This is a genomic window from Chryseobacterium sp. 1B4, from assembly GCF_036631475.1.
In the GTDB taxonomy this organism is placed as follows: domain Bacteria; phylum Bacteroidota; class Bacteroidia; order Flavobacteriales; family Weeksellaceae; genus Chryseobacterium.
Window position 1 is genome coordinate 284,681 of sequence record NZ_JAPNUF010000009.1, and the last position, 13,277, is coordinate 297,957.

Consider the following 13,277-nt stretch of genomic DNA (forward strand, 5'->3'; position numbering starts at 1 on the left):
CTCAGAGGTTTTTATTTTATCTTTTATTGAACTATTTTTTAACAAACTTAATTGTGTTCTTTTCGTCTTTATTATTAATTGTAATAAAGTAGATTCCTTTTACAAGAGCACTGACATCAATTTTACCGTCTCCAATAGCTCCTTTTGAAATTAACTGCCCTGGAGCATTGAAAATTTCATACGATGCATTTGAAGAAACATTCAGAACATTCAACACCTCTTCTACAGGATTTGGATAAATCTTAACTGATTTTACCTCATTTTTTGCTTCAGAGACAGCCATTGTACCGGATACTACAGCTTGTTTCACTGCATAAAATACATTTCCAATAGCTGACACCCTCAAATGAATCGTTTTACCCGCCAATGACGCAGGAATGAAGACACTGGCTGAGCCGTTATTCGGAACTGATGCTGCAAGATCATTCCAGGTTAATCCGCCATCTTCTGTATAATCAATTTTAACATTGGCTGCATTGTATGGAGCGACTGCAGTTCCGGAAACCGTCCATGTAATAGTAGAATTCACATTCGGGGTAAGTGATGTTGTATTAACAGTAAATGCAGCTGCGGATCCTACTACAATAGTTTGTGTTGCATAAGCAGTCTGCGCCTGTCCGCCAGGTTTGTTATCTCTTACCGTTACTCTGAAAGCAGTGGTTCTGGCCACCGTACTTGCTGCTTCAAAATCAGCTGTATTTTTTACAGCCCCTCCCAAAACAGTTGTCAGTTTAGGGAAATATCTTGTAGGGCTAGTAGTAGGAGCCCATGATCTGAAATTTGCTCCCGTGGATGTATTTCCGATATTACTTTTGGTAATACCGCCCGGTAAACTGCTTGAGTTCACTTGTTCCCAGCAATAGGTCAATACATCTCCATCCGGATCCGTTGCCGAAGCTGTCAACACAAAAGCTGTGGATTTTGGAATTGTATAAGTTGTATTCATCGCAGTTACAACAGGCTGATTGTTAACAATGGGTGTTTCTACATCTGCTGTTACTGTTGCAAGATTAGCCTGTACCTGATCAATACTTACACTATGGAAATAAACATCAGAATGTTTCTGAACATCTTTATCCGGGCCGATAATCCCCGCATATCCCATAATCGTAGATCCTGAACCTGGTTCCACATAAGTATTAGAACCGGTACCTTCATCACTGCTATAAGTATGATTATCTCCCAACTGATGCCCCATCTCATGAGCTACAAAGTCAATATCAAAAGTATCTCCGCTGGGTGGTAATTGAGCCGTACTGTTTTCGTCCCATGTACCACTAACATAATAATCAATTCCCGGGGAGGTAAATCCGCTGCCCTTATAATTATTTGGATATGGTGAATCTTCACAAAGAGGATCGATACTTGTAGATATATCATTACTTCCTATGCACCCAATACAGCCGGCACGCCCGCCACCGCCTGTTGCTCCAAACAAATGCCCAATATCAAAATCTGCATCTGTAACACCATACGCTCCTCCATGCAATGTATTCATCAGTTCATTACTCCATTTACACATAAGATCGGAAGTGCTGTAAGGATCATTAGCATCATCCGGAAATATAAGTGCCGGAGCATTGATTGCGTTGACATGTACATTAAACTCTTTTTCAAATACCCCATTTACTCTTGACAAAGTAGCATTAATTTGGGTAAGAGCACCCGCTACTCCCCCAAAGAAAGCGGTGTACTCTCCTGTTACGGACATAGCCAGTCTAAGGGTATGGAAAGTTTTGTTGTTTGATTTTGCAACAGTTCCTGAATTCATCAGCTTCTGCATTTTAGCAATAGCTTCTTTGTCTTCTTTGGTGTTACATACAAATGCATGCCTGCTCTTATTGGTTTTTCCGTGTACAGAATAATAAGATTTGTCAGCAGTGGCAGGTTCTATAAATTCATATTTACCATCAGTACCAATGATCATAGACTGGAAATCATTGGGTGCGACACTAAATCTGATATATTTGGAAGGATCATCAGTTCCGATTCCTACATACGACCCTAACTGATATTTGTTAGCCAGGGTCTCATCCATAACCGGAAAGCTATTTACTGTAAACTTCTCAATTTTTCCTTCAAGAGTAGGAATACTGATCGTAATAGGAGTACCCTCACCTATTTTAGGCGCTCTAAGAAGTTGAGTTCTTATCTGATCTATATCGAGTTTATAATAAGCCGAATGATCACTTTTCTTTATGATTTTTTGTTCTGGCAGCCCTCTGCTCCATTGTGCATTTGCTGATATTGCTAAAAATAATACCGGCAAACAAAATAATTTTGTTTTCATTTAATATTTTTAACAAATTTAAACACTTGCTAAAAAAACGCTAAAAAACAAAGAAAAGAATCAAAAAAAGCCAAAAATACATAAATTACAACAATATAAAATTAAAAAAATATTGCGATAATTTAATTTGAAAGATTTTTTTAAACCGAAACTTTATTTATTCTTTTGTTCCTGCTTCTGCATCCATTCTTCATGTTTTCTTTTGAAAAATTCGTATTTGTAATCCTGATTTCTCTGCGCAGCATCTATAGAATGGGAAGTATGGATATCGTAATCTTTTTTCGCCAGTTGGGCAAGTCTTTCATAATAGCAATGAAGCTGATCCAGCTCTTCTTCTGTAAGATCTTCGATATCTACAATTCTGTTACTGGCTTTTTCGTGGGCAGCAATAATTTCGTTGAGCTTAATTTGTATTGCTTTTGAATCTTTATTCTGAGCCTTCTGAATAAGGAATACCATCAGAAATGTAATAATGGTGGTTCCGGTGTTGATAACCAGCTGCCATGTTTCAGAATAGTCAAAGAAAGGACCGGTAACCGCCCATACCACAACGATAAGGAAAGCTCCCATAAAAGCATGTGGACTTCCTGTAAATTTTACAGCCCAGTTTGAAAACTTTTCAAAAAAATGATTTCCCGTATGTCCCATAATCTTGGTTTTTTACATAATAAATGTATAAAATTAACAGGAATAAGGAGTAATAATACAAACAAAAAAACATTAAGACCATGCTTACTGTCTTAATGCTTTTAATTAAAATTGATATGAATGATTGAAATATATTATTTAATCTTTTCTGAGAAACGGTTTTCCAGGTTCTGCTTTTCTTCTGCGATCATACTCTTTCCGATTTGAGCAGGTGAAAAAGCTTTTGGATAAATTGTATTATTCCAGTGATCTTTCCAGGGAGAAATATTACCCCAGGAGTATATGCTTTTAGGGTTATTATAATGTTTTTCAATATTTTCCCTGGCCGTTTTCAGTTCCTCTTCGGACAAATGTTCTTCGGAACATGAAGCTACACCAGCTCCGGCAATCAATACTAAGAGTATTGTTCTGGCAATTTTCATACTATTTTTTGAGTTAGAATTTATAATTTACCTGTACTGCAAAATTTCTTGGTTGAATCTGATCGATATATCCACCTCTGAAATAAGAGCTGTAGCCAACACTATCAAAAATATTATTAAAGAACACTCTTACTCCCATTCCGTTTTTCATAGAGTATCCAGCCTGGGCATCTACCGTTGTATACTGTGGCATATCGAAAGGCTGATCTCCCGGTTTTACGCTGTTAATGTGGCCTGCACTGAAGGTCTTCTGTGTCCACTCATCTACAGGGCGTTGTCACACGTAGTAAATTCCTGCTCCAATATCTACTCTGTCTAATATCCCTTTGTTAAATTTGTAATTCAGCCATGCATTTGCGGTGTGCTTTGGAGCATTCATTGGCCTTGAACCGTTGATATATGCCGGGCTATCCTGATACTGGGCATCCAGGTATGCCCATCCGGACATGACCTGAAGGTTTGGTAAAATCCTTCCGATAAGTTCTACCTCTACACCTTTTCTCCTTAAATTACCCGCTAATCCGTAAAGGATATTTTTATTGGCATCTTTAATCGGATTATAGTTGGCATCCAGAATCTGGAATGAAAGATTATCTGTATTAATATCAAACCAGGTAACATTAAATCTCAAACGTTCATTAAACCAATCAGACTTAATTCCTGCTTCCCACTGTTTTGTATGGGATGGCCCTACCAATCCTCCGGCCTGAAGAATGTTATTGGAAGATCTTAATGAAGTTGTTGTGGTATAAGATCCGAAAACATTAATATTTTCAATTGGAGAAATGATCAATCCGAAATTAGGATTCCAGGTATCTACAGATTCATTGGCAGAGCCGTTCAGTCTGCTGTATCTGATTCCCAGATGTGCTTTTACATATTTACCGATTGACATGACATCCTGAGCCATTGCTCCGATACTTGGAGTCAATACAGCATTGGAGCGTCCCAGGCTTTTATAAATAACGTTTACAGGAAGTGTATTCGGAATAGATCCGTTTACTACATCAAATATATCAAGCGGATTAGCGGCGTACTTCACACCAGCAATTTCTGTAGGTCTTGCTGTAATTAAATTTCCGGGTGCTATAGAGTTTTTGTATGCTTCATACGTTACAGAAGAAGTCTCAGTTTCTCTCCAATCAAATCCAACCTGGAAAGTATGATTAATAATTCCTGTTTTTACATTTTCACCAATAAAATCCAGCTGCAAGACCCTGTTGATGTCTAACGACTCGCTCTTTCCAATGGTACGCTGTCTGATATTATAGTCTGTACCTCCGGTTGGTAATGAGATGGATGACGCCTCGCTATCTGAATTCGTCACAGAATTTATAAAAGCAGCCCTCACTTTAAACTTGTCATTCAGCTGGCGAATAGCAGTAGTGGCAAAATTATAGGTTTCCGTCATGGCATAATCAGAAGTATATCCCAGGAACTTGCCTTTTGGCATATGATATAATGCTTCTATATTTCCAGGTGCCAGGTTAATAGTTCCTCTGTCCGGAGTTCTTTTATCATGTAGGTAATCCATTTCTACATTAATGTAGGTTTTATCGTCCGGACGAAAAGCGATGGAGGGATTCACATAAATTCTTTCTCCTTTTACATGGCTCCTGAATGAATTGTTGTTCTGATAGGCTCCATTGAATCTAACTGCGACTTTCCCCTGCTGATCCAGTACTCTCTGAAAGTCTACTGTGGGCCTGTAAAAATCCCAGCTTCCATATCGGAATCCAATATTGGTCTGATCAATAAACTGAGGTCTTTTGGTCACTACATTGATTACTCCTCCTGCAGATCCTAACCCGTTTCCAATTCCCTGGCTTACCGCTGCAGAACCCTTAATGACCTGGATACTTTCTACTCCCTGCATATCTGTCATCATCCCTGCAGTACGGAAATCCGAATCCATCTGAACCCCGTTCTTCAATACAGGAACTCCACGATATCCTCTGATAGACATACTCTCGTTTCCTCCTCCATAACTTGAGAATAGCGTTACACCAGGTACATTTTTGGCAACATCGGTAACGGTAAGAGCTCCTAATTCTTCAATTGCTTTATGGGAGATCACAGAAATACTCTGAATCTGATCTCTGGTTTTTAATGGCAGCCTTGTGATGGCCTCCAAACCTTGCGGCTGCTTTTTCTTTCACCGAATAGTTCCACTTCGTCAATTTCCTTCGACTTTTTAATAGAATCATTAATTTTCTGTGCATTTACAAAGACCCCACCCAATACAAGCAGAGAAAAGGATACTACTTTATTCATTTGATAATTTTTTGTAAAAATATTATTTTTATTAATTCTAAATAAAGAAATTAACGTGACTTATGTCACCTAAAAAGTACTGCAGTTATCAGATCATTAACCAGCAATGAGGACTCTTAAAAACCTTAAAGCAGTTCTCTTCAATTGTTAGAAGTATTATTCTTCAGACTTTTTATGGTTAAAGAAAGTACAATACAAAAAAGCAGATTTGCCAGCCACAAATCTGCTTTACGCTCTGCATTTTTCTGCAGATAATATCCAAAAAAATCCGCCCCTGAAAAAGGGACGGACTGTATAATCATTGCAAAGTATGCATTTATCACACTTTAATTTCAACGTCTACACCTGAAGGAAGTTCTAATTTCATTAGAGCATCAACAGTCTTAGAAGAAGAAGAGTAGATATCCATTAGTCTCTTGTGAGCTGAAAGTTGGAACTGCTCTCTTGCTTTCTTGTTTACGTGCGGAGATCTCAACACTGTGAAGATTCTCTTATTTGTTGGTAATGGAATAGGACCGTTTACAACAGCACCAGTAGCCTTTACCGTTTTTACGATTTTCTCTGCAGATTTATCTACTAAGTTGTAATCGTAAGACTTAAGTTTTATTCTGATTCTTTGTGACATTTTAATCTAATTTAATATTAACCTTTAGCTTTAGCGATTACTTCTTCAGCAACGTTTTGCGGAGCAGCTTCATATCTTTCAAACTCCATAGAAGATGTAGCTCTACCAGAAGATAATGTTCTTAGTGAAGTTACATAACCAAACATTTCAGAAAGTGGAACGAAAGCTTTGATCACCTTAGCATTGTTTCTGTCATCCATACCGTTTACAGTACCTCTTCTTCTGTTAAGGTCACCTACGATATCACCCATGTATTCTTCAGGAGTTACTACCTCAAGTTTCATGATTGGCTCCATGATAACAGCTTTAGCAGCTCTACCGGATTCTTTGAATCCTAATTTAGCAGCTAATTCGAATGATAACTGGTCAGAGTCAACTGCGTGGAAAGATCCATCTTTCAATGTAACTTTCATTGATTCAACCTCGAATCCAGCTAATGGACCATTCTTCATTGCTTCTCTGAATCCTTTTTCAACTGAAGGAACGAATTCCTTAGGGATGTTACCACCCTTAATTTCGTTGATGAATTCAAGACCTACTTTACCTTCGTCAGCCGGACCAATTTCGAATACGATATCTGCGAACTTACCTCTACCCCCAGACTGCTTTTTGTACACTTCTCTGTGGTTAGCTTTTTGAGTAAGAGCTTCTTTGTATTCTACCTGCGGCTGTCCTTGGTTAACTTCTACTTTAAACTCTCTTCTCATACGGTCAACGATGATGTCAAGGTGAAGCTCACCCATACCAGAGATGATAGTTTGTCCTGAAGCCTCGTCAGTTTTAACCTGGAAAGTTGGATCTTCTTCAGCTAATTTAGCCAAAGCGTTACCCATTTTATCCTGGTCAGCTTTAGTTTTAGGCTCAACAGCGATACCGATTACCGGATCCGGGAAGATCATAGATTCAAGAACGATTGGGTTCTTTTCATCAGATAATGTATCTCCTGTTTTGATATCTTTAAATCCTACAGCTGCACCGATATCTCCAGCTTCAATATATTCTACTGGATTTTGCTTGTTAGCGTGCATCTGATAGATTCTGGAAATTCTTTCTTTGTTTCCAGATCTTGTGTTAAGAACATATGAACCTGCATCAAGTCTTCCTGAATAAGCTCTGAAGAATGCTAATCTACCTACGAACGGGTCAGTAGCAATCTTAAACGCTAATGCAGAGAAAGGCTCTTCTACAGATGGTTTTCTTTCGATGTCAGCATCAGTTCTTGGGTCTGTTCCTTTGATATTATCCTTATCCAGTGGAGAAGGAAGATATTTACAAACAGCATCCAGCATGAACTGTACTCCTTTGTTCTTGAATGAAGAACCACAAGTCATAGGAATGATAGAAAGGTCTATAGTAGCTTTTCTAAGAGCTTCGTTGATTTCTTCTTCAGAAATTGAATCCGGATCTTCGAAGAATTTCTCCATCAAAGTCTCATCGTAATCAGCAACAGCTTCTACTAATTTCTCTCTATATTCAAGAACTTCATCTTTCATGTCCTCAGGAATTGGAACTACTTCATAAGTAGCACCCTGTCCTGCTTCATCCCAGATGATCGCTCTGTTTTTAATTAAGTCTACAACCCCTTTGAAGTCTTCTTCAGCACCGATTGGTAAAACGATTGGAACTGCGTTAGATCCTAACATTTCTTTTACTTGTTTTACAACGTTCAAGAAGTCAGCACCTTGTCTGTCCATTTTGTTTACGAATCCCATTCTAGCAACTTTGTAGTTGTCTGCAAGTCTCCAGTTTGTTTCAGACTGAGGCTCTACTCCATCTACTGCAGAGAAAGGAATACCAATCCATCCAATACTCTCAAAGATCTGTTTACTTCTACAGTGAAGTCAACGTGTCCCGGTGTATCGATGATGTTGAAGTGGTAAGGTTTTGTTTCAGGCAATTTCTTACCTTGATCTGTTGGGAAATTCCAGTTACAAGTAGTTGCAGCAGAAGTAATAGTAATACCTCTTTCTGCTTCCTGTTCCATCCAGTCCATTGTAGAAGCACCATCGTGAACCTCTCCAATTTTGTGGTTTACACCTGTATAGAATAAAATCCTTTCTGTAGTGGTAGTCTTACCTGCATCAATGTGAGCAGCGATACCAATATTTCTTGTAAATTTAAGATCTCTTCCCATTTCAGATTAGAATTTGAAGTGTGAGAAAGCCTTGTTAGCTTCCGCCATTTTGTGAGTATCAGTTTTCTTTTTGAAAGCGGCACCTTCTTCTCTTGAAGCAGCTACAACTTCGTTAGCTAATTTCAAAGCCATAGACTTATCATTTCTAGCTTTAGAATATTTGATTAACCATTTCATTGCCATAGAAATTTTTCTGTCAGCTCTGATTGGCATAGGGATCTGGAAGTTAGCTCCACCTACTCTTCTAGAACGTACTTCTACGTGAGGCATTACATTTGTAAGTGCATCTTTCCAGATTTCAAGTGCAGTTTTCTCGTTATCTCCTTTTTTAGTTTCTACGATATCTAATGCATCATAGAAAATTTTGAATGCGATTGACTTCTTACCGTCAAGCATTAAGTTGTTTACGAATCTCGTTACCAATTGATCATTAAATTTCGGATCTGGTAACAACGGTCTTTTTTTCGCTTTTGTCTTTCTCATTGCTTTTGTACCTTATTTAATGATTACTTTTTCTTTCCTTTTGCAGGAGCAGCAGCTGCTTGTCCTGGTTTAGGTCTCTTAGCTCCGTACTTAGATCTTCTCTGTGTTCTTCCATTTACACCAGCTGTGTCTAATGCACCTCTTACGATGTGGTAACGTACTCCCGGTAGGTCTTTCACCCTTCCGCCTCTAACCAATACTATCGAGTGCTCTTGAAGATTGTGTCCTTCGCCCGGGATATAGGCATTCACTTCTTTACCGTTAGAAAGTCTTACCCTTGCTACTTTTCTAAGTGCAGAGTTAGGTTTCTTAGGTGTAGTTGTATATACTCTCGTACATACACCACGTCTTTGTGGACAAGAATCAAGGGCAGCCGATTTGCTCTTCTTGGCAAGCGTGGCTCTTCCTTTTCTTACTAATTGTTGAATAGTAGGCATTTAATTGCTTTTTATTTTAGGGTGCAAAAATAGGAATATTTTTTTAATCTGCAAACACTTATATAAAAATTAAAATCAATTACTTACATCAAAAACGAAACACGTTTCAGTGTGACAAGCAGGGAAGCATAATATACAAGCGGAAAATGCACAGAAGTAAATCTGTTTTCACGCTTAAAAAATGAATATTAAATAATTATGAAATTTACCCAGCAAAGATTGTCCATAATTTTTCAGTTTCCAAACAGGCCCGGACATAGGATCCGATACATCCAAACTCTTTTAAAAAACTTTCTTATAGTTATCATCTATTAATAATCAACTGTGTTCGGCACGATATTTCGTAAATTTGAAATACAAATGATAAACGCATTGAATCACCATTCTCTTTTCACTGTTTAACTGAAGCCGGTGATTGAATTTAATCTAAAAAATAAATATATACATATGAAAAATGCTAGTATTATTGGCCTTAAAGAAGCCGACTGCAAAAGATCTCAGAAAAATTAAATGTACTCTTAGCCAACTATTCCGTATTTTATCAGAATACAAGGGGTTCACACTGGAACATCAAAGGAGAGCAGTTCTTTACCCTTCATCCGAAATTCGAAGAACTGTACAACAGTCTTGTTTTAAAGATTGATGAAATTGCTGAAAGAATTCTGACATTAGGAGCAACACCGGCCCATAACTATTCAGATTATTTAAAGGTAGCAACCATTAAAGAAAGTAAAGAAGTAACGGACGGCACGAAAAGCGTTGAGCAGATTTTAAGTTCATTCAAAGTAGTGATTGACCTGCAGAGAGAACTTTTGGACATTACGGATGAAGCAGGAGATGAAGGTACCAATTCTCAGATGAGCGACTATATTACAGAGCAGGAGAAAGAAGTTTGGATGTACAATTCTTATCTTGGGAAATAACTCCGGCAAAAGCATGGAAATAATTCAAAAAAATCGTCTTACATTTAGGCGATTTTATTTTTTATTTTTATATTTGCGTTAAAATTACACATATTATGAATGACGTAAGACTGAATTCTATTCTGGATAATGATTTTTACAAAATAACAATGCAGAATGCCGTGGTAAAATTATTCCCGAGTTCTATTGTAAAATATGAATTCATCAACAGGGGAAAACACCACTTTCCGGAAGGATTTGACGTTGCTTTAAGGGAAGCCGTACATAAAATGGCTGAACTTAAACTTACGAAAGAGGAAAAAAGTTCATGGCAAGAACCTGTCCTTATATAGATCTACCCTATCTTGATTTTTTAGAAGGCTATCATTACGACCCGTCTGAAGTGAAAATTCATCAGGAAGGAGGCAACCTTTCCGTTATTGTTGAAGGGCTTTGGTACAGAACCATCCTTTGGGAGGTCCCGCTGCTTGCGTTGATCAGTGAACTGCATTATGAAATGAACCACATGGAAAGAGATTCTAATGAAGTGGTCATGAGCAAAACGATTGAAAAAGCGGACTCATTAGGCAGACTTGGGGTAACCTTTGCAGAGTTCGGAACCAGAAGAAGACATTCTTATAAGGTACAGAATCTTGTAATGGAAGCATTGACCCAGAAAAAGGATTCTACTTTTATCGGAAGTTCAAACGTTCACTTTGCCATGAAGTATGGGGTTAAACCTATCGGAACCCACGCCCACGAATGGTTTATGTTCCATGCTGCAGAATATGGATTCAAGATGGCTAACGAAATGGCTCTGGAACATTGGGTAGATGTATACAGAGGAGATCTTGGAGTGGCTTTGTCTGACACTTATACTACTGATGTTTTCTTCCAGCAGTTCGATAAAAAATTTGCAAAACTTTTCGATGGCGTACGTCATGACAGTGGTGATGCTCTGGAATTTGCAGATAAAACGATTGCCCACTATCAAAAAAATGGCATTAATCCAATGTTTAAATATATCATTTTCTCTGATGCCTTAAATCTTGAGAAAGTGGAAGAAATTACCAACTACTGCAGAGGAAAGATTGGTATTTCATTTGGAATTGGAACCAACCTTACTAATGATGTGGGACTGAAACCAATGAATATCGTCATGAAGCTTATTGGCGTCCAGGCTCCCAATAAAGAATGGATTCCTACGGTAAAGCTTTCTGATGAACATGGTAAATATACTGGAGACCCAAAGATGATTGAACTGGCAAAAGAATTTTTAAGAATTAAAAACTAAAGTATGAATTTAAAAATTTCCCTCACAATTACTGTTCTGGCTGCAGGGCTATCATTTGCCCAGCAGAAAACAGAAAAGCCAAAATTCAATCAGGAACTGGCAGCATCTTTAGGGGCAGATAAATACGGCATGAAACCTTATACTATCGTTATGCTGACAACAGGTACTGCCAACATTGAAGATAAAGCCAAAATGAGTGAACTTATGAAAGGACACATGAGCAATATCGGCAAACTGGCCAATGAAGGTAAAATTGTTGTAGCTGGACCTTTCCTTGAAAAAAATAAAGAGAACTACCGCGGCATGTTTATCTTCAACACCAAATCTAAGGAAGAAGCTGAACAGTGGGTAAAAACAGATCCGGCAGTTCAGGCCGGCGTTTTCAGTTATGAAATTTTCCCGTGGTACGGATCCGCTGCTTTACCTTTATATCTTAAGCATCATGATGAAGTGGCCAAAGAAAATCATTAAATAAAGCAGAAAAGAATCAGCTTCTCTTACGGAAACAAACAAAACCTATTTTTAACTTTCTACATATCAAATAATTACCAATAAAAACACGTAAATATTTCTTGTTTTAATGAATTAATTTAATTACTTTAGCTATTGAGCAACACAGCTTACTTGTTTAATTGTGAGTAAGTTATCACCAATACAAACTAAAAATTAATCTCATGAAAAAATTGAATTTTACAAAACTTTCGAGAACAGAACTGAAAGATGTATTCGGAGGAACATTGTATCCGGCACAATGTCCGGGAGGATGCCATGGGGAAGCGATGATCCGATGTCCTGACGGCACCACCACGATGACGAATTTTATATGCATAGGGGGAACCTGCCAGCCGGCAGCAATGTGCAAGCCATTGGTTCTTGAACCTTTTCCCGATCCGATTATCATCACTCCATAATCTGAAGAATAATAAAGTGAGCTTTCCGGCTCACTTTTTTAGTATCTTTAAATAAACAAAACTCACCATGAAAACCATTGAGGAAGTTCAGAAAAAGCTGGATGAAATTATTATCTGGAGTAAAGAAAACCAAAGTCCGGCAGGATATTTTGCATGTACCTATAGAATAATGACCGCACAGGTACTGAAAGGAATCCAGCAGAAAAAATTTGAAGACAATCCCAGAATGACAACACTTGATATTGCTTTTGCACAGAGGTATCTTCAGGCGTGGGACAGCTACAGCAAAGGAGAGAAATGTACCCACTCCTGGTATATTGCCTTTGAAGCGGCTAAAAATAAAAACCTGCTGATCTTACAGCACATATTGCTGGGAATGAATGCACATCAATCTGGATCTGGGTATTTCTGCTGCTGCTGCTATGCCTTACAGGAAAATTAATCCTTTGAAAAAAGATTTTGAAAATATTAATAACGTTATTGCATCCATCAATCAAAACGTACAGGACTCTTTAAACAAAATCTGTTATCCTGTAGATCTTATTGACAAACTCTCTCACGGAAAAGATAATGCAGTTCTTGATTTTGCCATATCCAAAGCACGGGATACATCATGGGCAAGCGCGGTCATTGCATCCAATACTCCCAATTTTTAAGAGAATCTGTAATCGGTATTATAGATTATGCAGCAGCAAAAGTCGCCACACAAATTCTGAATCCGAAAATTCTCACTCCTTCCCTTTTAAAAGAATTAAAAAAATGTGAAAGCAGTGATGTAGTGAAGAATATTGAAATGTTAGAATCTACAAAGAACTCATAAAAAAGGCCGGGATCTTCCTCACGGATCCCGGCCTCAT

At 38.0% G+C, this 13,277-nt stretch carries 8 protein-coding genes and 5 pseudogenes; 5 read left to right on the forward strand and 8 right to left on the reverse strand.

All coding sequences use genetic code 11. From position 1 onward, the window contains the following. Positions 1–31 precede the first annotated feature (31 nt). From OWR28_RS20705 to rpsL, 8 genes and pseudogenes are all read right to left on the reverse strand, one after another. Complete coding sequence (locus OWR28_RS20705) at positions 32–2,269, reverse strand: reprolysin-like metallopeptidase (protein ID WP_332388321.1); 2,238 nt, start codon at positions 2,267–2,269, stop codon at positions 32–34. A 174-nt stretch (positions 2,270–2,443) separates the two neighbouring features. Beyond that, positions 2,444–2,938, reverse strand: a complete 495-nt coding sequence (locus OWR28_RS20710) for a low affinity iron permease family protein (protein WP_332388322.1) — start codon at positions 2,936–2,938, stop codon at positions 2,444–2,446. 134 nt (positions 2,939–3,072) lie between these two features. Beyond that, a complete protein-coding gene (locus OWR28_RS20715) occupies positions 3,073–3,360 on the reverse strand; it encodes a hypothetical protein (RefSeq protein ID WP_332388323.1) in 288 nt (95 codons plus the stop codon). A 13-nt stretch (positions 3,361–3,373) separates the two neighbouring features. Next, positions 3,374–5,634: pseudogene (locus OWR28_RS20725) on the reverse strand (TonB-dependent siderophore receptor). Positions 5,635–5,953: 319 nt separating this feature from the next. Continuing rightward, positions 5,954–6,259, reverse strand: coding sequence for a 30S ribosomal protein S10 (gene rpsJ / locus OWR28_RS20735; RefSeq protein ID WP_002661363.1), 306 nt, complete (start codon positions 6,257–6,259; stop codon positions 5,954–5,956). 17 nt (positions 6,260–6,276) lie between these two features. Further along, a pseudogene (gene fusA, locus OWR28_RS20740) lies at positions 6,277–8,393 on the reverse strand (elongation factor G). A 6-nt stretch (positions 8,394–8,399) separates the two neighbouring features. Beyond that, positions 8,400–8,876 (reverse strand): 30S ribosomal protein S7, encoded by a 477-nt coding sequence (gene rpsG, locus OWR28_RS20745; RefSeq protein ID WP_002983149.1) that lies wholly within the window; start codon positions 8,874–8,876, stop codon positions 8,400–8,402. 23 nt (positions 8,877–8,899) lie between these two features. Continuing rightward, on the reverse strand, positions 8,900–9,313 hold the full coding sequence (rpsL, locus tag OWR28_RS20750) for a 30S ribosomal protein S12 (RefSeq protein WP_002983146.1): 414 nt from the start codon (positions 9,311–9,313) through the stop codon (positions 8,900–8,902). 447 nt (positions 9,314–9,760) lie between these two features. On the opposite strand from rpsL, the pseudogene OWR28_RS20755 reads away from it, so the two are divergent. From OWR28_RS20755 to OWR28_RS20775, 5 genes and pseudogenes are all read left to right on the forward strand, one after another. Beyond that, a pseudogene (locus tag OWR28_RS20755) lies at positions 9,761–10,236 on the forward strand (Dps family protein). A 95-nt stretch (positions 10,237–10,331) separates the two neighbouring features. Next, positions 10,332–11,509: pseudogene (gene pncB / locus OWR28_RS20760) on the forward strand (nicotinate phosphoribosyltransferase). Positions 11,510–11,512: 3 nt separating this feature from the next. Then, positions 11,513–11,980, forward strand: coding sequence for a YciI family protein (locus OWR28_RS20765; RefSeq protein WP_332388327.1), 468 nt, complete (start codon positions 11,513–11,515; stop codon positions 11,978–11,980). 203 nt (positions 11,981–12,183) lie between these two features. Then, positions 12,184–12,420 carry a hypothetical protein gene (locus OWR28_RS20770; RefSeq protein ID WP_332388328.1) on the forward strand — a complete coding sequence of 79 codons (237 nt, stop codon included), beginning with the start codon at positions 12,184–12,186 and terminating at the stop codon, positions 12,418–12,420. Between the two features lie 67 nt (positions 12,421–12,487). Beyond that, a pseudogene (locus OWR28_RS20775) lies at positions 12,488–13,076 on the forward strand (DUF5995 family protein). Positions 13,077–13,277 lie beyond the last annotated feature (201 nt).